Genomic DNA, 22,070 nt, shown 5'->3' with positions numbered 1-22,070 from the left:
GGGAAATCAAATGGACGTCCTTGGTGATTTCACCGATACGCCCGATGACGTCGTTGGTATGGAAATCGACAGAATTAACCTGTCGGATATCGCAAATGAATATGTGCAATTTGGCAGCCCGGTCACGCCTTGCAAAGCAGTAGCAGGAAAGTTTTACCCGGTATTTGTCGCGTTATTTGGCCTGCGAGGCCAGGGAGGATGTTATGGCGCAGATCGTCGGAACGGATGCAAATGATACCCTTAAGGACACCGCAGAAGATGACGATATTTTCGGCCTTGATGGCAATGACCGTATCGAAAGCAGCGCCGGACATGATGTGATCGAAGGTGGAGCAGGGGCCGACACCTTTGTTTTTGGCGGAGAAGGTCGAAGTGCAACGCTTTCCTATGTCAGCTCGGATGTCGGGATCAATGTTGATTACGATTACTATTCTGCCGAACTTTATGCCAGCGGTGGGGACGCCGAGGGTGACACGGTCATCAGCACTGCCGGTCGGATCGACATGACGATCATTGGATCGGATCATGATGATCTCTTTGATGGCAGAAATGTCGTTTTTGAAGGCGGTGGCGGTGCAGATCATTTCGACGGATATAATGTTGTCAGTTATGCCCACTCAGGTGAAGGGGTTACGGTTGACCTGACAACCGGATCCGCCAGTGGCGGCGATGCCGAAGGTGATAGTTTCGGAACGTATTTTGGCCTTCAGGGTTTGATCGGTTCTGCCCATGATGATTATCTGACCAGTTCACATTACAGCGGAAACCGGATGGATGGCGGCGCGGGGGATGACGTGCTTACCGGGTCCTCTGTCATTGATACCCTGATCGGCGGGGTTGGCGACGATACGCTTGTTGGCGGTGGTGGCAATGACAACATGACGGGCGGCGCCGGTGCCGATCATTTTGATGGCGGGGCCGGTAACCTGGATAGTGTGCATTACGATACGGCGAATGCGACGACGGGTGTTTATGTTGACCTTGCAACGGGTGAAGGGCAGGGAGGCGAAGCCACCGGCGATACCTATAGTGGTGTCGAAGTGGCATATGGCACCAATTTTGATGACACCCTGATGGGCGATGATGGCGGCAATGTCCTGAGCGGCCTTGGCGGCGATGATTTTATTTTTGGCGGCGGCGGAAATGATTTCCTCCGCGGCGATGAATTTGGCGCGACCAGTAGTGACGATTACCTTGATGGCGGTGCAGGCAATGACGACCTGGAAGGTGGCGGTGGCAGCGACATCCTGATTGGCGGTGATGGCAATGACATCCTGACCGGTGGCCTTGGCGGTGATTTGTTAAAGGGCGGTGCCGGTGTCGACACCCTTGATTACAATGATCACGGCGAAAGCGGTGTGCATGTCAATCTTGCGACCGGCCTTGCCGAAGGCGAAAGTGCCGATGGTGACGTGTTCGAGGATATCGAGAACCTTGGCGGTTCGCGCTATGACGATATTCTGGAAGGCGATCAGGGACGCAATATTATTGAAGGTTCCTTTGGGGATGATATTGTGCGGGGCGCGGGCGGGCATGATGGATTGCGCGGTGGTGCTGGCGATGACACGCTTGCTGGTGGTGATGGCAACGACCTTTTGACCGGTGATGGCGAGGATGCCAACGGCGCGCACGGTGCGGATACCTTCCTGTGGGATACTTTTGAAGGCGGCGCGGAACGCGACCGCATCACCGATTTTGGCAGCGAAGATAAACTGGAATTCAGCGCGGAGTTTCAGGATAAATCCGGCATTCACGATTTTACCGATTTGCTGGCGCATGCCGAACAGAATGACACCGGCGTGTATGTCGATTTCGCCGACGGGCGACATTATGGCTATGGCGTGCAGATTGACGGGATCGATATCTCGCATTTGACACCTGCCAATGTTGTGTTCGACGAACCTGATTCGGACACAGAATCTGTTGGTTTTGAGGGAGATCTGATTTGATTTTCGACCATAGAGCAGTTGTCGTAAGTAATATTTGGATTTTCTCATGTAAAATAAGATTTTAATTTTCAATAAAAATTAATTTCACTTTAATTTACTCGGAATTAATTTTAATTTTGAGGCAATAACATAATTTATTGCTTCATTTTATTTAGTTTTATTGCATTTGTATTTGTTAACCTGCGGTAGTAGCCTTGGTGTACTTTTTCATCTGTACGCAAGGAGGCGAGAATGGCGAGCATTATCGGAACCAGCGGGAACGACGTGCTAACCGGCACGGAAGAGGTTGATCAGATCTATGGCCTGGCGGGGGATGACCAGCTGACTGCCGTGGGTGACGGTGATGTTCTCGTTGGCGGGGCCGGTGGCGATACCTTTGTGATAGATGAAAGCAGGGTCGAAGTTACCCTTTCATATGAAGGGTCCGAGCAGGCTGTAAATCTGGATTATCGCTTAAATGACGCCCCGATATATCCCGATGCGGTTTTTTCTGCATCGGGTGGCGATGCCGAGGGCGACAGCATTATCGCCCGGGATTCAGTCGGTCGCCCCACCATCAGCGTGATCGGTAGTGATGGGGATGACCACATTACCGGCGATTTCAGCTATGTTGATGGCGGGGCCGGGGCGGATACTATTCATTTTGAAAAGGGTGAATATCTGTATCGGCAGAGCGTGCTGGATTATTCATCGTCAGATGCAGGCGTGCAGCTTGATCTGAATGACGGTTTGGGGCACGGCGGCGAGGCCGAAGGGGACCAGATATCGTTTTCCGATGATGTGCACACAGTTGAACTTCGTGGAACGGCCTTTGATGATAAGTTCGTCGCCCTGGAAGATGAACGTTCCGTTATTGACAGTGGTGCCGGTGACGACATTTTGATCGGCAGTTCCAGGCTGGACCAGTTCGATGGCGGCAGCGGCGACGACTATATGGATGGCGGTGGCGGCAACGATACCTTTGTTGGCGGGGAAGGGGCCGACTACATGCTGGGCGGCGCAGGCAAAAACACCCTGGACTATCTCGCCTCCGATGCCGGGGTAAATGTGAATTTGCAAACCGGTGAAGGCAGTGGCGGTTATGCCGAAGGCGATACCATCCACGATTTCACGGTTGTCAGCTTAAGCCAGTTTGACGATATCGCCACGGGAACGGATGGGGCCGATACCCTGTTTGGCCGGATGGGAACGGATACCATTTATGGTGGCGATGGCGATGACAGACTGAACGGCGAAACCCTGTATGGCGGGAACGGCAATGACAGCATGGGCAACGATGCTGACGAATATGAAGGTGCTGGTGACAACCCGGATAACTATCTTGATGGCGGTGCCGGGGATGACTCGGTGTATGCCGATGGTGTCGGTCATGACATTTTGATTGGCGGCGACGGCGATGACTGGATGGAAGCCGGTGGTGACTTTGATCCCGAGATAACAGGTAACGCAACACTATGGGGGGGCAGTGGCGATGACTGGCTGTTTTCCCATGATGGTGGTAGCGATACCCTGTTGGGCGGCAGCGGTGATGACACCATTTATGGTGGTGAAAATGGCGACGTTATGGATGGCGGCAGTGGTTTAGATACCCTGTTTGTGACAACTGATCCCGGTAACCCCATAACCGTTGATCTGGCGGCCAGCGAGATTTCCGGCGGTCACTATGAAAATTCCACCATCAGCAACTTTGAAAACCTGACCGGCAGTTATGGCGATGACATTTTTTTCGGTGATGACGGTCGCAATGTACTTTACGGCGAGTGGGGGAATGATTCTCTGAGCGGTGGCGGCGGTGATGATTTGTTACAAGGCCTCGGTGACGATGATTTTCTTTCCGGCGATGATGGACGCGACCGGCTGGAAGGTGGTTCTGGCACTGACTATCTGAAGGGCGGTAATGGCCATGATGTGCTTCAGGGAGGGGATGGTAATGACGTGCTTGAAGGCGGAGATGGCAATGATTATCTGATTGGCGACGTTCACCACAGAGGACTTGCGTCGGGGGCGGATACCTTTTTATGGGATGATTATGAAGGTGGTGCCGAGCGTGACCGTATCGTCGATTTTCAGGCTGATGGATCAAATGCCGATTACATAAAACTGTCGGACAATTTTCAGTATAAATCCGGCATTACCAATTTTGAGGGTTTTATCGACCACGCCGAGCAGAATGATACCGGTGTTTATATCGATTTCGCCAATGGGGCGCATTATGATTATGGTGTCCAAATTGATGGCATCACGATAGATGACCTGGACGAAGACCATGTTGTTTTTGATGATGGCATGGTCGTTAGCTAAGCTGGCGTTAGGTGTTGCACTCCCATCGATGAAACAAATCACAAGGGCCCGCCGCAGTGCGATGGGCCCTTGTTGCGTGCAACAAAATATGGCGCGGTTTATTTGCCTGTTTCGTCGAATTTGAAAAGCAGCCGCAGGGACCCCGCTGTATTGGCAAGGGTTGCCAGGCAGGCGGCGGCACGGTCAGCCGGGATGGCAACTGCAAAGCGTGTGGTATAAACGCGCGAATCGTTTTCACTGGACGCGCTGGCGGCCAGCTGCACAATATTGGCGTTAAATTCGATAAATATTTCTGACAGGCGGGCAATCAGGCCGGGCTGGTCGATGCCGGAACATTCAATCATATGGGTGGCACCGGGGGCATTGGCCGCCGGCAGAACCGGGTAAATCGCCTCTACCGTGACTTCTGCCTGTTCCATCGACAGTTCGCACAAGGCCACTTCGCATTCGGTGATTGGGCAGGTGTCGGGTAATTCGCACTCGGTGGTAAATGTGGCGCGGCCCTGATCAAGGGCAAAACCGGTAGGGCCAAGATTAACGCCAATATCAAACAGGCGACCGGTAATGTCGGACACCAGACCAACCCGGTCCTGGCAGGAAATGGTAATGCGGGTATTGGCGTTCATGGATGTCTCCGTTGTTGTCCGGCAAGCTGGCAGGCGCAAGAATATTGCTGCTCACACTTTATATTATCGTGCGCCAACTATTTAGCACAGCTTTGCCGTGCCATTCCATCCAACTTCTTGGGGTAGCCGTGGTCGAGGTCAATTTCGTGGTGCGCGATATTTGGACCATCATCATATACCCCGGGTGATTTGCGGGGCCGTGGCTGATGGCATTCGTGCGGGGAAACGGGAACCCGGAAAGAACAAAGGCTCGACGCGTTAACGTCGAGCCTTTCAATGGTGCGCCCAGAAGGATTCGAACCTCCGGCCTTCTGATTCGTAGTCAGATGCTCTATCCAGCTGAGCTATGGGCGCATCGTCCTTGTTTCCGGCGGCTTGCGAAGTGTGCTCCCCGTCGGCGGAGCGGAACTTATGAAAACGCGTTGCCCTTTGCAAGCGGTAATTTTCAAAAAACTGTATTTTTTCTTCAGGGCCGTAAAAAATCGTCCATAAAGGCGGTTGAAGAGCGCTGTTTTCCGCCATGTTAGCGATTATCGCTATGTTACGGGAAAAAAGGGGGAAATGCGTCTTGTTCCTTAGGGAACCCTCTATTAAGATGCTTTTCAATCCCAGGGGAGCAGGGGCTTGTTTCTTCTATAAAAAAGCAGGCTCAGGGAGATTCGCTTATTCCTATTAGGTAATTGATCGAAATGGCCGTTCGCAAAACCTACCTCGCCGTTTTCGGCGTCGCCCTGCTGTTAGGCGGGTGTTCAAATTCTACCGATGCCATGTGGCCGGCGCTCAGTGGGGAGGATGCCGGAAATTCGGCTAACCAGTCTTCCGCAAATATGGGAGCCGGACAGGCGGATGTCGGGACAGGGGCCGGACAGGCCGATGTCGTGCGCAGTACGCAGCCATTAACCGGTATGTCATCGACAGGTACTTTTGTCGGGACCAAGGTTGAAAGCATGCGTCAGGAGCTTAACCGCCTGAAATCTGCACTCAACACCCACAACAACGAACTGCAAAGTCTGCGTGCCCAGACGGTAAGCCATTCACAGGCTTATCATGGTACGGTTGCGGCAATTAATGCCCGCTTGCAGGTTGGTACCACGCCGGGCAACCCGGTGCTGGTTAACCAGTGGAACCAGGCCCAGCAGGAACTTGACCGGGTGAATGGCGATATCGCGTCGCTAAATTCGCTGGCCAATGATGTTGCTGCCGATTCCACCTTGTCGACTTTCCTTTTGGAATCGGTACGTTCCGCGTATCAGGTTTCCGGCGCGGTTGATGAAGATCACCGTCAACTGGCCATGCTGGAAGACGAAACCAACCGGACCTCGGTTCTGATCGATCGGTTGTTGGGTGAAATCAGCGAAGACCTGTCACGCCAGACCAATTATATTGCAGGCGAACGTTCCAATTTGAACGCCCTGTCGCTTGCCGTTAAAAATGGCGAGATTTTTGGCGCGTCGCTGGCAACCAAGTCTGCACCGGCACAGCCGATTGCAAGTAACCGGGATATGCCCGACTCGGGTGATCGTCCGCTTGTGGTTATCCGTTTTGACAGTGCCAGCGTGAAATACGAACAGGCACTTTATAACGCTGTTAATCGCGCGCTGGAACGTCGTCCTGATGCGACCTTTGACATTGTGGCTGTGACGCCGAACCGGGGTACCCCGGCACAGGTTGCACTAAACAGCAGCAAGGCAAAGCGCGACGCGCAAAGTGTTGTGCGCTCATTGACCGATATGGGCATGCCCAATTCACGTGTTCGCCTGTCAGACTCGACGAGTTCTGCCGTCTCGGCAAATGAAGTTCACGTTTTCGTTCGCTAGTCAGTTTCGATCCTGATCGGGTGAACGGCCAAAACAGGGTGCCTCCTTTCGGGGGTGCCCTTTTTCCTGTTGGGCCCTGGGAAATTTCTGTTGGCAGCATGGTTTTCTTCGATGCCTTTTGTCAGAAAACGCGCCGGTTTTATGCCGATGGGTGTCGATAACGATGGCATCGCGAAAGCATGTTCGTGCAATTTGCTCGGGGTATATGGGTGGATATGATAGATATGGCCCGGTAACCGGTTTTTGTTTCGGCAGCAATTTTTGAGGCGACAATGGCCGATGTGGTGAATTTGCGTCAGCATCGCAAACGTAAGGCGCGCGATGAAAAATCGAAAAAGGCGGATGCCAACCGCGTCGAATTTGGCCGAACCCGCGCCGAACGCAGTGAAACCCGCGCCCTGAAAGATATGGCCACGAAAAAAATTGAAGGCCACCTGCGTGATAAAGTGGATGCGCCGGCAGAAAACATGGATGCAAGCCCGGACACGCATTTAAACGCTGCGATATCAGGCGGTGCGCCAGAAATAGAGCACCCTCGACGTACGAAAGTGGATCATGTCGGGCGTAAGGGCAGTAAGACGTCCAACGCAGCTGGTGGTGAGCCGTTGCCATCCGATTGCGACAAGCGCCCCGCCAAAACCCAGCAAGCCACCAGCACGCTTAAAACGCCGCAAGGGGATAATGACGGCGATAGCATGGTTCCAGCAGATGACAAGGCATTGGCCGGGCAGGCTGATGCAACCTTGCCAAAAAACGGTGATGAGGCTGAGGTTTCCAGTGTTGTTCAAATTGCGGCATGGCGTGGTAAAAAACCGACCCCGAAAAATTCCTGAAACCGGAATGGCGGTAAATGATTGTGGTAATGGCCGCGATTCAGCGAAGGGCGGTTGGCCGATCACGCTTTTATTGCCACATCATGCTATTTCCAGATGGGAACCTGACCTCGAGATATCGGCGCATGCTGTAAATTCGGGATGGCAGCGCAGGTGCCATGTTGGGGGATGTGCGCGGTGAAAATTTCCCGCGATAACGCGTCGCTTTGCGGATATCTGCCGGTGGGGATATCGGGCAGAAGCTGATTGATTTGATAAATTCCGTCACGTGATTGCATCGTGCATCAGGGCACAATGGGTGCAGCTCCATTTGCAATACCGTGTTCGGTTTTGCAAGTTTTGCGGCGTTGGTTAACGCCATATGTCAAATAGCCGCTTTTGTGATGTTCGCCATCACGGTTTTAGCATCAGCTCAGCAGTGTTTCCTTTTCGCGTTTGTCCTGGTCCAGCGCTTCGTCCCAGCCCATCAGCCAGTCTTCATGTTCGCGACAATCGGCAGGGTAGGGGTTTTCTGTCAGGCGGTGGGCGCCAAGACCGGCCGAAAACCCATATCCATATGCGGGGTTGGGCAAGGGGCGTGATTGCGTCACGGGCGCGTTGTCGCTGTAGATCCGGTTGCGAAAGGCAGGCAGTGAACACAGAACACCGTCATCAATACCTAGTGGATACGTGATCAGCATGGCCTCGCCCAGCGACGTAATTGCCAGTGTGCCATCATCGGCAATGCGAATCAGACCCGCCATTTTCAGGTGGGATGCGGCATATTCGATGCGGGAACGTAAGGTTGGGGTATCTTGCAGGGTGATCTGGATGCCGTCATCATCACAGCAGAACAGCGCAAGGACTTTATCCCTGAGGGCGTCAGGACCAAGGTTGGCGCTGGCCGAGCGTAGAATTGTCAACATCAGGGCCGGGTCGCCAGGGGTGTAATCTGTTGTGGTCGTCATTATGGGCCTCCGTCTTTGGCGAAACGAATTCCCTCCCAAGGGGCAACCATTATCGTTTGCGGTATGAATACCCGGTTGCGTTATTATTATTATAGTTTGCAGATATGTTTCAAACTTGTGAAGACAAGAGTGCGCCCCGGTAGAATTTTTTTATGTTTTAATGTGATATCGGGATTGTAATGTGGGCAAAAGGAACAGGTGGACGCGAAGTGTATTGAAAATACTCGCGTATCGCGGGCGTCGGGCGATGGTTTTTATTTGCCTTGATTGCGATGTTGTCCGCACATGACTTGGATAAAACAAGCTCCACAGGCATGGCATATGATGTGAAACAGGCATAAGGGGCTGTTTGTGCCCTGTTATGTTATGTCGCACGGTTTCCTGTTCCCGGGGTGTTTTTTTTGTCCTGGTCGGTTTCATCGGGGCTGCGCCAGACACGAACCCGATTGCGTCCGCTTTCCTTGGCGGCATAAAGGGCGCGATCCGCTTTTTCAATGATTTGACCGATCTGCCTGTCTGCCAGGATCGGGGCGGCACCAATGGATGTGGTTACAGGCAATGACATGCCGTTCGACAAGGTCACCGGTGATGCCTCGATTACGCGGCGCAGCCGTTCCAGAACGCGGGCGGTCTGGCGCATGTCGGCATTTGGCAGGCAAATCAGGAATTCCTCGCCGCCATAACGGTAAACCTTGTCAAATGGCCGCACATGCGATTGCAAGATACCGGCAACAGATTGCAAAACAAGGTCGCCATTCTGATGGCCGTGCGTATCGTTAACAGCCTTGAAAAAATCCAGATCGACAAGGGCAATGGCCGCTGATGAATGGGTGCGGATTGACCTTTCCCGTTCGATTTCCAGATCAGAGAGCATGGTCTGGCGGTTATAAACGCCGGTTAACGGGTCCACGTCGGAGCGCGCGGTGCGAAATGCCCGTTCCAGCCGCCGTATTTGGGCAAAAAACGATTCGGCGCGTAATGCCATCGCATCATATTCAGCCCCATCAACCGTGCCCGTCCGGTTTGAATGATCCATTAATCGGCGGGCACATGCATGAAGCTGTTCATGGGTGGCAGCCAGCGATTTGATCGCTGGCTGGTCAAGCAGGCGGTTATGCCGGTTTAATGCATACCAGGCGCCAAAATTGCAGTCATGATCATGTGCGTGGTCATGTGTATGAGGGCTGACGTACTGTGGAGCTGATTGTGAGGGGGCCGGGGTATCTTGCGACCGGGGGCTGGTCGCATCATCGTGGCGTACCAGCAATCGCCGGTTCCATTCCAGCACCAGGGAAATATGTTCGGAAAGGGCTGTTTCCAGTTCCGCGAGGATATCGCGTTCGGCATCGACAAAATTTCCGACCGCGATGCTTTCGGGCATGTCTGTGTCGCCATGACCAGGTGTGTCATGATCGCGGTTGGTCATTTCATCCATCGGTGCAGCCATAGTGCGCAGTTCCGTTTCTTTTGGGGCATATATTTACATCAGGCATCTGTGGCATTAGCGATAGATGGCGTGGGAAAGACATCGTCAAATGTCTGTGCCAGTAGCTGATCGAGTTGCGCCATGGTGATGTCGACTCCCAGATCTTGCAGGCTGGTAACGCCATGTTCGGCAATGCCGCAGGGCACGATGCCGCCAAAATGTGTCAAATCCGGGTTTAAATTAATCGCAATTCCGTGAAATGTGACCCAGCGCCGAACCCGAACCCCAATAGCCGCGATTTTGTCTTCGCGGCCATTGCCACGGTCCACCCAGATGCCAACCCGGCCGTCGCGGCGTTCACCGGTGACACCGGCCAGCGCCAGTGTGCGAATAATCCATTCTTCCAGGCTGTGAACATAGGCACGCACATCGCGGCCCCGTTTGCGCAGGTCCATCATTAGATAGGCCGTGCGCTGACCCGGGCCATGATAGGTGTACTGGCCGCCGCGCCCGGCGTCGTAAACGGGGAAACGGTCCGGCTCTACCAGGTCTTCGCGTTTTGAACTGGTGCCCGCGGTGTAAAGAGGGGGATGTTCCACCAGCCAGATCAGTTCGTTCGCGTCGTTGCGATAAATGGCGTCGGCGCGGGATTCCATTTCCAAAAGAGCTTCGGGGTAGGAAACCGGGCTGGTTGCGACCCGCCATTCCGGCTTTTTAGCCTTAAAATCGATACTTTTCATTTTTCCTGTCAAATAAATGAAAACTCCCCTTGATTGGGGTCAGGCTTTTTGCTATCTCCCTTTCCGCGCCAAGGCAAGCCCGCAAAGTTACCTCACAGGGCTTGTTACTACTATATATGCGGTCGTGGCGGAATTGGTAGACGCGCAGCGTTGAGGTCGCTGTGGGCTAACCCCCGTGGAAGTTCGAGTCTTCTCGACCGCACCAAAAAGGCCTTTCCTTGTTTTGCAAGGAAGGGCCTTTCTGATTCTGGCCCAAAATTGTATTTCAGGCTTGGCTGCAATGGTTTTATACGTGTCATTGCCATGCTGGGGCCGGCAACAAATTTCCATATTCTTTAATAGATAAATACCTACTTCTGTATATTATTATTGTTCTATCGGGGTATAGGGCAAAATTAATATCTGTTCCAATAATGCTTGGGTGGCAGGATTTGTACGCGCAAAACGCCGGGATACCGCGGGTTTTGCTTTTGCCCTTATATTTGCTGTGGCTGTGCAATGCAGATACAGGCTGGAACACGGGGAGTGCAGAATTAAAATATGTCTATTCGAATAAAGATTGCCAGGACAGAAAAAGAACTGAGCGACGTTTATCGGCTGCGGTATCAGGTTTATTCGGAACAGGGACATTTTGCCGAAAAATATGACGGGGCCGTGGTGGACTTGTTTGATGCCATTCCATCAGTTGCCAACATCATTGCCTATAGCGATGACACACCTGTTGCGACGATTCGGGTGAATCGCGATTCAACCTTGCAGTTGCCATCCGATCATTCGTTTGATTTTTCAAGCTATCGGCAAAAAATAACCATACAGGAACAGGTTGCAGGCCGCCCGGCACCGGTATTTGCCAGTGCGGGTATGCTGGCCATTGTTGCGCAATGGCGTAACCGCCGGAACGTTTTTGGCGGGCTGTTTCGCATGGCTGTTGATATTGGTCATATGTGGGGGGTAACCCATATTATCGCGACGGTTAATTCCGATACGTCGGGTATCTATCAACGCCTGGGCTGGGAACGGCTTTCAGAACCCTTGCAACTGGGCAGCCTCGGGGTTGAAATTACGCCGTTTGTGACACCGATGGAGCCGATGTATCGCTGGGCCTTTGGCATGTTCAAGGAACAAAAAGACCTGCTGGATCATTTTAGCGGCAGTTTTCAGTGGCTTCTGGTAGATGCGGGAACCGAGATTTTCGCGCAGGACGAGGCGGGGGACGAGGCCTTTTTGATAACCAAGGGCGGGATCGACATCACCCGTTATCACGAACCCTCGGACCGAACCCTGCGTTTGGCCAAATTGGGGGCGGGGGATATGTTTGGTGAATTGTCCCTGATCGATTCGTCGCCGCGCTCGGCATCGGCTGTGGCAAGCCGGAATACTGAACTGGTGGTGATTAATCGTGAAACGTTCTGGCAAAAAAGCAACGAGGACCCGTCACGGTTAAAAGACCTGATGCAGATCCTTTCAAGTCGCCTGCGCGATGCCAATAACCTGAGCATGATATATGCCTATGCGCCCCTGGCCGAGCGTCTGGCGTATTTTACCGACATGGTGCGCAAGGCCGCCATTCCCGACCCGCGCGACCCGACAATTCTTAAATCCCGGGTATCCTTGCAGGAATTTGCCGAAATGGCGTTGGCACCTGTCGAGGAAGCGCAAAGCTATCTGGAAATATTGAAAAATCAAAAACTGCTGGAATATTCCACGCGGCACATTACCTTTTTTGGGGACGAAGCAAAGTGAAGGAAAATACCGCAAGTTCGACGGCATATACGGTTTTACAGGGGCTGGTTTTTACCGCGAAATGTACGTCGCAAAGTTATTTGGTGCCCGATGAAATACGGCGTCTTGGCGAATGTGTTTTGGCGGCATCCGAAGAAGGCCGCGCGCGTCTGGCCGAACTGGACCATCCGTTGGTGCGGTTAAAAACCGCCATTCGTGAATTTATTTTTCTGCCCGGCATTACCCTGCACTACATTTTGCGCAAACGCTGTATCGAGGATAAAACCCGTGCCGCCATTGCCGCCGGTGCAAAACAGGTCATCAGTCTTGGTGCCGGGTTTGACAGCCTTGCCTTTCGGCTGTCTTGTGAATTTCCCGATGTTAATTTTATTGAGATTGACCACCCCGATACCCAGAAATTCAAGGCCGATGCCTTTAAAAATGCTGCCGAGGCACAGGCCGGCCTTGCCAATGTGAATTATCTGAGCGTCGATTTTACCCATCAGAATATCGAGGACAGATTACGGTCATTTGAACCGTTTGACAGCGAGCGTCCGACCCTTTTCATTAGCGAGGGTGTGACGATGTATCTGACAACCGAGGAGGTGACGCATATGTTTACCTCTATCCGTAATTTGTGCGGGGTTGGAACCCGGTTTTTATTTACCGCAGTGGAGCCGCGCGAAAGCCCGCGCAACAATACCCGGCTGGCCCTTTTCCTGTATCTGAAGCTGATTGGCGAGCCGATTAAATGGTCGATGGAGGCCCCGGAGATGGCCGCATTTCTGGCAAAGCAGCGTTGCAAATTACTTACGATTGATGCCACGGACGATTTTAAGAACGCCTATATGCAGCCGGGTAAACACCCCCGTTTGCATTACGGCGAATATGTCACGTTGGCCGAGTTCGAGTAAGGGACTGCTACTAGATCGTTCCAATTTGTCAGGGTGGTAAAAGATCGGACAAACAGACGTCGTGCGAACCGTTTAAGACCATAAGGATGGAACACAGTTGGAAAATGTTAAAGTTTTCGAATGGCGTTCCATCCGTGTTATGCTCTGCCAGATCTTGGCGGTTTTTACGCAAAGGGGGCGGGGATTTTTGCTATTGAAACAATAGAACGCTTCTCTCGGTGTGATAATTCCACTACGGTGGCCGGTCCCACACGGCTACAATTTTTCAGGACTTAATCCACTTTAGGTTAATTTCACCTAAATACCTGAAGTTAAAGGTATTATTATGACAAACAGAAACGACAAGCTGCGCGAAGCGGCATTGGACTATCACCGGTATCCCACCCCCGGTAAACTGGCAGTCGCGGCAACCACCACACTTGCCAACCAGCGTGATTTGGCCCTGGCCTATTCGCCCGGCGTCGCCTTTGCCTGCGAGGAAATTGTCAAAGACCCGGAAACCGCCGTTCATTACACGGCGCGTGCCAATCTGGTGGCGGTCATCACCAATGGTACGGCTGTTCTGGGGTTAGGCCCGATTGGCCCGCTGGCATCGAAACCGGTGATGGAAGGCAAGGCCGTCCTGTTTAAAAAGTTCGCCAATATCGACGTGTTCGATCTGGAAGTGAACGAACTGGACCCGCAAAAATTCATTGATATTGTCGCAGCCTTGGAACCCACATTTGGCGGCGTCAATCTTGAAGATATCAAAGCGCCGGAATGCTTCATCATTGAAAAAGCATTGCGCGAACGTTGCAATATTCCGATTTTTCATGATGACCAGCATGGTACTGCCATTTGTGTTGCCGCTGCCGTGCGCAATGGCTTGCGCGTTGTTGGCAAGGACATTGAAAAAGTTCGTCTGGTGGCATCGGGTGCCGGGGCCGCCGCCCTTGCCTGTTTGAACCTGCTGGTATCGATGGGCCTGCCGCGCGAAAACATCACCGTTACCGACCGTTTCGGCGTGGTTTACAAAGGCCGCGAAGAAGAAATGGACCCGTGGAAAGCGGAATATGCCATTGAAACCAATGCCCGCACCCTTGATGACGTGATCGAAGGCGCCGATATTTTCCTGGGTCTTTCAGCACCCAACATCATGGGTGAAAAAGAACTGCGCAAAATGGGCGAACGCCCCATCATTATGGCGCTGGCCAACCCGACACCGGAAGTTTCGCCCGAACTGGTTAAGGAAATTCGCCCCGATGCCGTTATGGCAACCGGACGGACCGATTACCCCAATCAGGTTAACAACGTTCTGTGTTTCCCGTTCCTGTTCCGTGGCGCGCTCGATGTTGGGGCCACCGAAATTAACGAGGAAATGAAAATTGCCGCTGTCGAGGCGATTGCCGATTTGGCAACTGCCGAGGTTTCGGACATTGTTGCCACGGCCTATGGTGGCGAGGAACTTAAATTCGGGCCGGAATATCTGATTCCGAAACCGTTTGATCCGCGCCTGATGCTGGAAATTCCGCCCCGTGTTGCCAAGGCGGCTATGGATAGTGGTGTTGCCAAACGCCCGATCGAGGATTTCGATGCCTATCGCCAGCAGCTGGAAGGGTTTGTTTTCCGGTCCGGCCTGGTGATGAAGCCGGTATTTGATATGGCACGCAGCCATAAAAAACGCGTGGTTTACCCCGAAGGCGAATCGCGGCGTGTGCTTCAGGCCTGTCAGGTTCTGGTGGATGATGGCGTTTGCCATCCGGTGCTGATTGGGCGTCGCGAGGTTATTCTGGATCGCATCAAGGAAATTGGCTTGCGCCTGATCCCGGATGTTCAGGTTGAAATTCACGACCCCGACGATAATCGCCATTTCGAACAGGACTGGCAGGATTTCCATAACATTATGGGCCGTCGCGGCATTAACCCGGAATATGCCCGTTCTATCGTGCGGACCCGCCCGACCGTGGTGGCCTGCCTGATGCTGCGTCGTGGCGAGGTGGACGCGATGGTTTGCGGGTGCCAGGGCGGTTTCCTGCGCCATCTGCGCTATGTCCGTAATCTGGTCGGCCTGCGTAAAGGTGTTTCGGATTTCTCGGCTGTAAATATGATGATCATGAAACAGGGGACGTTCTTTTTGACCGATACCTATGTTTCGGTTGATCCAACCCCCGAACATGTAGCCGAAACCGCGATTATGGCGGCCGATGTGGTAAAACGGTTCGGGATTACGCCAAAGGCAGCGTTAATTTCGCATTCCAATTTTGGCAGCCATGAAAATCCGTCAGCTTGCAAGATGCGGGATGCCCTGAAAATTATTCGTGTTCAGGCACCGGATCTGGAAATTGAAGGCGAAATGCATGCCGATGCAGCCATTTCCGAAACCATTCGTAATCGCATTTTTCCCAATTCGATGTTGAAGGGCGCTGCCAACCTGCTGGTGATGCCAACCCTGGATGCGGCGAATATTTCCTATAATATGGTTAAAATGCTGGGCGATGGCTTGCCTGTTGGCCCGATTCTGGTCGGTGCGGCAAAGTCTGCTCATGTGGTTAGCCCGTCAATCACTGTGCGTGGCCTTGTAAATATGAGCGCCATCGCTGTTGTGGATGCGATTGACCGGGAACAGTCTCGCAATTAATTGCGTTTAACCGGGCAGTGCATCACCGCACTTGACCGGACATGAACGTTAGCGCAGAAACAGCCGTGCCGGACTGCAATGTCCGGTACGGCTTTTTTCTTTGGGACAGTAAACCGGCGCAGCATGTAAAATAACTGGGGAGGGGCAGATGACTGACATCGACGAACTTGATCGTCCGGGCAGTGCGACGTCGTCTGTATCGACAGGCGATGATTATGTTGATCTGACACCCGAATATGCCCGCGAAATTCTTGATGCCCTGCATCAGGAAGATACGCCACGCGTTGAAGAACTGGTTGGCGAGCTTCACTTTGCCGATATTGCCGATTTGCTGGGCTGGGCCGGCAGTACGGAACGTCAGCAGCTTGTCGATGTTATCCGCCCCGACTTTGACCCCGAACTTCTAACCGAACTTGACGACGAATTGCGCGAGGAAGTCATCGCGCAGCTTGGTACGGCAGCCGTGGCCGAAGCCATTTCCGAACTTGATTCGGATGACGTGGTTGAAGTTATCGAAGACCTGGAAGAAGCAGACCAGCGCGAATTGCTGGGCGCGTTATCGGAAATTGAACGCGCCCGGGTACAGGAAGCCCTATCGTACCCGGAATACACGGCTGGCCGTATTATGCAGCGCGAGCTGGTGGCGATCCCCGATTACTGGAGTGTCGGCCAGACAATTGACTTTCTGCGTTCAGCCAAAAACCTGCCCGAAGATTTTTACGATATTATCGTGGTGGACCCGCGGTATCGCCCGGTGGGCATGGTGCCGTTATCGCGCGCCATTCGTACCAATCGCCCGGTGCTGGTGCGTGACGTGATGGAAACAGACGACATGCGCACGGTGCTGGTCACCGAGGAACAGGAAAATGTCGCCCATCTGTTTCGCCAGCGCGACCTGATTTCCGCCCCTGTCGTGGATGATAATGGCCGGCTGGTTGGTGTGATTACGGTCGATGACGTGGTGGACGTGATTGACGAAGAATACGAAGAAGACATGATGCGCATGGCCGGTGTTGGCGAGGAAGACGACCTTTCCAGTGCCATTTTTGATACCACGCGGTCCCGCTTTACCTGGTTGTTTGTCAATCTGGGAACGGCGATTGGTGCATCTCTGGTGATTGGCCTGTTTCAACATACCATTGAAAGCCTGGTGGCCCTGGCCGTGTTGATGCCGATTGTGGCCTCGATGGGCGGAAATGCCGGGACACAAACCCTGACAGTGGCTGTTCGCGCCATTGCCACCCGCGAATTAAACAGCACCAATGCCTGGCGCGTGGTGCGCAAGGAAGTGGCGGTTTGCACACTTAACGGTTTGGCATTCGCGGTGCTAAGCGGGGCTGTTAGCTGGTTCTGGTTTGATAACATGCGCCTGGGCGCGGTTATCGGGGTGGCGATGGTCATTAACCTGATTATGGCCGGTGCGGCAGGTGCGATTATTCCGCTGGCCCTTGAACGGGCGGGCGTGGACCCGGCGGTGTCGTCATCGGTTTTTTTAACCACCATTACCGATGTGGTCGGGTTCTTTGCCTTTTTGGGGCTGGCGGCTGCCTTTTTAATGTAGGAACGCCCGCTAAGCAGGCTCAATGCCCTGCACGCCCATTTGGGGCTTGCCCGTAATGGTCACCCGGCACGCGGGTTTCAGTTTTGGGTGCGATTCCCGCCACGGTAATTTGCATATGTTATGGCGATGTGAAAATGGCTACCGCCTGGTAACGGTAGCCATGATCAATGTGGCTGGTTCGTGCCGTATGGTCGCCGCCCGATATAAAATCAATGATCGCCGGGCTGATCTGTCGTTGCCTGGCGGGTCAAAAATGTTTGGGTTTCGTCTTTTGCAACCGGGGCCGAAAAAATGAACCCCTGCATTTCGTCACAATCTGCCGCCCCCAGCATTGCCAGTTGGTCTTCGGTTTCGACACCAACGGCAACAACGCGGCGGTTCAGGCTTTTGCACAGGCGAACAGCGGGGTTTAGCACGCTGTTTTCAGGTTGTTCATCGAGCTCGATATCAAACAGGCTGCGCGACAGTTTTATCCGCTGGATCGGGAAGCGTTTAAGATAGCGTAGCGACGAATTGGCAGCGCCAAACTGATCCAGCGTCAGGCCGATACCGGCTTCGGCAAAGCGATAAAACTGGGTTAACGACCGTTCGGGGTCGCGCATGGCGATATCTTCGGCAACCTCAATTTCGATCAGGGCTGGTGGAATATCCTGACGTTCGGTTTCCTCGACGATGTTTTTGATAATATCGGCCTGAATAAATTGCCGCCCCGAAAGGTTCAGGGAAATGGGCACCGGCAAATATCCCTCGCTGCGCCATTGATTGATTTGCAAACACACTGTTTCAATGATCCAGCGCCCCAGCGGTGCCAAAAGACCTGTTCGGTCCGCCACGGCAATAAAGTCGGGGGGCAGGTGACGTTGGCCGCTATCATCGACCCAGCGCAGCAGGGCTTCAAAGCCGGTCACACCATGATCGGACAAACGAAAACGTGGTTGATATTCCAGAACAAAGCGTTTTTCATCCACTGCCCGGCGTAGCTGTGTTTCCAGTGACAGACGGGCGTGCATGACGTTGTTCATGGTTTCAACAAAGAAACAATAAGACGACTCAGCCGATTTTTGCGCCCGGTACATCGCCGCATCGGCATTGGCCAGCAATTGGGATGGCGCACGCGCATCATTGGGGTAAAGGGCCACGCCAACGCTGACATGCAAGCGGATTTCATCCCCTGCAATGGGAATAGGATGGGAAATTGCCTCGACAATGCGTTCAGCCACCAGGGCGGCGCCTTCGGCCTCGGAAAGGTCGGTGGCAATAATGGCGAACATGTCACCGGAAAGTCGCGCGCAGGTATCTTTTTCGCGCACTGTGGCGCGCAATCGCCCGGAAATGGACCGCAGGGTTTCATCGCCCACATCGGACCCGTATTTATCATTCACCGCCCGGAAGTTATCGATATCGACAACCAGAACCGATAACAGTTTTTCGTAACGTTTGGCGTGGGCAACGGCCTGGTTCAGGCGGTCGTCAAACAGGGCACGGTTGGGCAGGCCGGTTAGCGGGTCGTGGGTGGCAAGGTAACGCAGGCGGTTTACTGCCGCGTTGGCCGCCGGGTTATGATGCAACACAACATCAATGCAATCGGGATGGACATCCGACGGCGTCATCAATAGATCGCAAACAACATGCACGCCTTCAGCACTGCGAACGACCCATTCGCGGCGGACTTCCGTTTCGCCCTGGCTGACGGCGGTTAACAGCTTGTCCTGGGCGCGGTGCGATGATGTGCCATCAGATTGAAATTCAGGGGCGATATTGTAAAGGCGGATAAAGCCGTAATCTTCTTCGCGCAGATCAAAAAAACTGGCGGTTTCGGGCGACATCATACGCAAATGACCATCTGCCTTGTTAATGGTCAGGGCAAGGTCGCTGATATTTTCGCGCCCGCGCAGCCGGTGCAGGCTTTTTGCCGTCGGGTTGCGGTTGGCATACATAAATAACAAGCCAGACAGCAAGCACGCCAGTATGAGACCAAAAACACTGATCATGTTCGGGGTCAGGGCGCTCAATCCGGAAATGTCGGGATCGGCCGTAACCTCAATATCCCAATGCCGCCCGGCCACATTGATGCGAGTGCTGCGGGTTAGTCTGGGGTCGGTGCTGTCGCCCTGCATTTCAAACAGGACGCTATCGCCTTCGCGTACCCGAATAGTATAGCCCGCCAGATAATCGCTTTCCAGCACATTACTTAGCATGGTGCGGATGCGAAACACCCCGTTTACCATGCCAATAATTTCGCCCTTGCTGTCTATAACGGGCACATAGGCGGCAAATCCGCGCCCGCCTTGCAATAACTCAAGTGTCGGCGTCATCTGGATTTTGCGCTGGTCAAACGCCATGTCAAGAACCGGCCCCGCCACCGGGTGGCGTTTTAAATCGGCCCCCATTGCCGGGACATTGCCCTTTATCGGCGCGACAAACTGGATGATATAGTTGGGGGAAATCCAGTTGACGGCCTGTAACGCCTCGAACCGGGATTGCAACGAGGACGCGTGGGATAAATATTGGCGTTCATCCAGCGGTGCGTCGCCCTGCCAGCTATCGGCAAAGTTTTCCAGGGCATGTAAATTGGCGGTTATGGTTTCATCAATCCGGTCGCCAAGCCCCTGCGCAAGCAGGTTCGCATTGGCGGCAAGGGCGTGATCGTTCGCCTGTTCCATTTGCCGGGCCACAAGCCAGAAAGCGCCGCCCAGTATACAGAAGAACAGGGCTGCAATAGCGACTGCACGTGGCTTGATTGCGGTTCTGTTTTTTTCCCGACCATCGTCAGGCAGATTAACGCCGTCCTGCATGGGCTCCCCGTTTTGTTATTTATGTCCTGGTCTGTGCGAAGGCCAGGTTTCCTGGAACTGGCCCGACGATCCCCCACTTATCCGGGCAAATCAGGAATTCGCCCATGTCGTTCCGCACCTTAAGATGGCAGCTTATCGGATTTCATTCCAAATGTGTCGCGAAATGTTTTCTGAAACCGAGGTTAGGGATAAAAGATAAATCGGTACACCTATACGGAAGTTAGGGGTCGTCCCCTGCGACATGGCAATAGGTGCCAGTTGGACCCTAGGCACAGGCGGCCCAAGGCCCTATAACAGGGGCCGTCATAACCCGCAGGTCCCATCGTGACAGAAAAACGCCATCGCGCGATGAAGGCCAAAGCAGGTTTGAAATTTTATCCCGTATAAGAGATCGATTATGAAAAACCGCGCGCGCAATCCTCGTTCCCGTCCCGGCCGTCGTTCCGGAGCGCCCCGGCGTGACCCGCTGATCGGGGTTGAGGTTGATGTTAAAATTGCCGATATCGGCGCGCGAGGAGACGGTTTGGCCGAAACCACAGCCATTGGGGGAAAATCGGTATTGGTTTATGTCGACGGGGTGCTGCCCGGCGATGAGGTTCGCGTTAAGCTGCGTCAAAAACGCGGTGACGGATATGGCGCCGAGGTTGTCGCGGTTCAAAAACGCCCCAAAGACCATGCAGCGGCCAAATGCTCGCATTATGACCAGTGTGGGGGCTGTTCGTTACAGCATCTTCCTGACGAGGATTATCGCATCTGGAAACGGCATCGTGCGGTGCAGGCTGTGATGCGGGCCGGTATTTCCGATGCCGGGGCGGCCGAAAACATGGTTGCTGCCCTTGAAACATCGCCGCCCGCCAGCCGCCGCCGGGCCGATTTTTCGGTTATTTGTACGCAGGACGGCGTTTTTGTCGGCTTTACCGAACGTTTTAGTCACCATATCGTCAATGTTTCCGATTGTGCTGTTTTGCTGCCAGCGATTGTAGATTTTAGAAATCAGTGCCAGGCGTTTCTCGAATCATTGCCGCGTGAAACCGTTGCCATCATTCGCAATGTCGTGGTCAATGCCAGCGACAACGGCCTTGATGTCATGATTGGCGCCACCCATGAGCCCAACCTTGATTTGCGCCAGGGCCTGGCCGAACTGGCTGATCACGTTGATCTTGCCCGTTTGGCATGGAAAGTGGGCGATCACGCAGCCGAACCCGTTGCCCAGCGCCGTACGCCGGAAGTTCGTTTTGCCGATGTGCCGGTGTTTGTTCCGTCGGGTGGTTTTTTGCAGGCAACCAAACAGGGCGAAACGGCCCTTACCAATGCCATTGCCAGCGCATTATCGCGCATTCCTGCCCGTCAGGTGATTGACCTGTTTTGTGGAATTGGCAGTTTTACCTTTCCGCTGGCCTTAACCGGTGACCGGCGCCGGGTCATGGCGGTTGAGGGGGATATTGCTGCCGTGCGGGCGATGCAATATGCCGTTGGTCGGGCATCTGCGCCGATCGAGGTTGTGCATCGCGACCTGTTTCGCCAGCCGCTGGATGCCGAGGCCCTGAAAGATGCCGATGTTGTGGTGTTTGACCCGCCGCGCGCCGGGGCACTGGCACAATGCGAAATTTTGGCTAATTTTGGCCCGGAATGGATTTTGGCGGTGTCGTGCAACCCGGCAACCTTTGCCCGTGATATGCGTCTGTTGCGTAATGGTGGCTATGAATTGCAACAGGTGGTGCCGGTCGATCAGTTTTTGTGGTCGCCCCATCTTGAAATGTTTGCCGTTTTGCGCCGGACGTTGCCCGCTGCCGCGTAATTGCGGGCCGCGTGTGCCTGTTTA

Annotated in this window: 15 protein-coding genes and 2 tRNA genes; 11 read left to right on the top strand and 6 right to left on the bottom strand. The window is 53.6% G+C overall.

All coding sequences use genetic code 11. From position 1 onward, the window contains the following. Positions 1-10: 10 nt before the first annotated feature. From J4E05_RS07695 to J4E05_RS07685, 3 genes are all read left to right on the top strand, one after another. Entirely contained in the window at positions 11-235 is a 225-nt protein-coding gene (locus tag J4E05_RS07695; RefSeq protein WP_349593984.1) for a hypothetical protein, read from the top strand. Next, positions 204-1,949, top strand: a complete 1,746-nt coding sequence (locus tag J4E05_RS07690; protein ID WP_349593981.1) for a calcium-binding protein — start codon at positions 204-206, stop codon at positions 1,947-1,949. The genes J4E05_RS07695 and J4E05_RS07690 overlap by 32 nt, the downstream gene beginning before the upstream one ends. Positions 1,950-2,180: 231 nt before the next feature. Next, positions 2,181-4,250 (top strand): calcium-binding protein, encoded by a 2,070-nt coding sequence (locus tag J4E05_RS07685; RefSeq protein WP_349593978.1) that lies wholly within the window; start codon positions 2,181-2,183, stop codon positions 4,248-4,250. Positions 4,251-4,348: 98 nt separating this feature from the next. Here the strand turns inward: J4E05_RS07685 and J4E05_RS07680 are convergent, their stop codons facing one another. Together J4E05_RS07680 and J4E05_RS07675 are read right to left on the bottom strand one after the other, a co-directional pair. Next, positions 4,349-4,876 (bottom strand): glycine cleavage system transcriptional repressor, encoded by a 528-nt coding sequence (locus J4E05_RS07680; RefSeq protein WP_349593975.1) that lies wholly within the window; start codon positions 4,874-4,876, stop codon positions 4,349-4,351. 277 nt (positions 4,877-5,153) lie between these two features. Beyond that, positions 5,154-5,230, bottom strand: a tRNA-Arg gene (locus tag J4E05_RS07675). A 335-nt stretch (positions 5,231-5,565) separates the two neighbouring features. Here J4E05_RS07675 and J4E05_RS07670 point away from each other — a divergent pair. Together J4E05_RS07670 and J4E05_RS07665 are read left to right on the top strand one after the other, a co-directional pair. Beyond that, positions 5,566-6,693 (top strand): hypothetical protein, encoded by a 1,128-nt coding sequence (locus J4E05_RS07670; protein WP_085593547.1) that lies wholly within the window; start codon positions 5,566-5,568, stop codon positions 6,691-6,693. Between the two features lie 272 nt (positions 6,694-6,965). Next, positions 6,966-7,526 carry a DUF4169 family protein gene (locus tag J4E05_RS07665; protein WP_349593972.1) on the top strand — a complete coding sequence of 187 codons (561 nt, stop codon included), beginning with the start codon at positions 6,966-6,968 and terminating at the stop codon, positions 7,524-7,526. 407 nt (positions 7,527-7,933) lie between these two features. Here J4E05_RS07665 and J4E05_RS07660 read toward each other — a convergent pair whose 3' ends face one another. The 3 genes from J4E05_RS07660 to lipB form a co-directional block, all read right to left on the bottom strand. Further along, the gene (locus tag J4E05_RS07660) at positions 7,934-8,473 is read right to left on the bottom strand and encodes a hypothetical protein (RefSeq protein ID WP_085593549.1); all 540 of its coding nucleotides are present in this window, start codon (positions 8,471-8,473) and stop codon (positions 7,934-7,936) included. A 364-nt stretch (positions 8,474-8,837) separates the two neighbouring features. Then, a complete protein-coding gene (locus tag J4E05_RS07655) occupies positions 8,838-9,920 on the bottom strand; it encodes a diguanylate cyclase (protein ID WP_349593969.1) in 1,083 nt (360 codons plus the stop codon). A 38-nt stretch (positions 9,921-9,958) separates the two neighbouring features. Then, a complete protein-coding gene (gene lipB, locus J4E05_RS07650) occupies positions 9,959-10,639 on the bottom strand; it encodes a lipoyl(octanoyl) transferase LipB (RefSeq protein WP_085593550.1) in 681 nt (226 codons plus the stop codon). 118 nt (positions 10,640-10,757) lie between these two features. Here lipB and J4E05_RS07645 point away from each other — a divergent pair. The 5 genes from J4E05_RS07645 (at position 10,758) to mgtE (ending at position 17,453) form a co-directional block, all read left to right on the top strand. After that, positions 10,758-10,844, top strand: a tRNA-Leu gene (locus J4E05_RS07645). Positions 10,845-11,179: 335 nt separating this feature from the next. Then, positions 11,180-12,382: an N-acyl amino acid synthase FeeM domain-containing protein gene (locus tag J4E05_RS07640; protein WP_349593966.1), complete on the top strand. Its 1,203-nt coding sequence runs from the start codon at positions 11,180-11,182 to the stop codon at positions 12,380-12,382. Continuing rightward, positions 12,379-13,275, top strand: coding sequence for a class I SAM-dependent methyltransferase (locus J4E05_RS07635; RefSeq protein ID WP_349593963.1), 897 nt, complete (start codon positions 12,379-12,381; stop codon positions 13,273-13,275). The genes J4E05_RS07640 and J4E05_RS07635 overlap by 4 nt, the downstream gene beginning before the upstream one ends. Before the next feature lie 325 nt (positions 13,276-13,600). Further along, the gene (locus J4E05_RS07630) at positions 13,601-15,892 is read left to right on the top strand and encodes an NADP-dependent malic enzyme (RefSeq protein WP_085593553.1); all 2,292 of its coding nucleotides are present in this window, start codon (positions 13,601-13,603) and stop codon (positions 15,890-15,892) included. A gap of 148 nt (positions 15,893-16,040) precedes the next feature. Then, the gene (gene mgtE / locus J4E05_RS07625; protein WP_085593554.1) at positions 16,041-17,453 is read left to right on the top strand and encodes a magnesium transporter; all 1,413 of its coding nucleotides are present in this window, start codon (positions 16,041-16,043) and stop codon (positions 17,451-17,453) included. Positions 17,454-17,662: 209 nt separating this feature from the next. On the opposite strand, the gene J4E05_RS07620 is transcribed toward mgtE, so the two are convergent. Further along, positions 17,663-20,248, bottom strand: a complete 2,586-nt coding sequence (locus J4E05_RS07620) for a bifunctional diguanylate cyclase/phosphodiesterase (RefSeq protein ID WP_349593959.1) — start codon at positions 20,246-20,248, stop codon at positions 17,663-17,665. 397 nt (positions 20,249-20,645) lie between these two features. On the opposite strand from J4E05_RS07620, the gene J4E05_RS07615 reads away from it, so the two are divergent. Then, complete coding sequence (locus tag J4E05_RS07615) at positions 20,646-22,046, top strand: class I SAM-dependent RNA methyltransferase (protein ID WP_349593956.1); 1,401 nt, start codon at positions 20,646-20,648, stop codon at positions 22,044-22,046. Positions 22,047-22,070 lie beyond the last annotated feature (24 nt).

This window comes from Thalassospira sp. NFXS8, assembly GCF_040148805.1.
GTDB lineage: Bacteria > Pseudomonadota > Alphaproteobacteria > Rhodospirillales > Thalassospiraceae > Thalassospira.
Note: the sequence above shows the minus strand (reverse complement) of the source record. Positions and strands in the feature narration are given on the sequence as shown.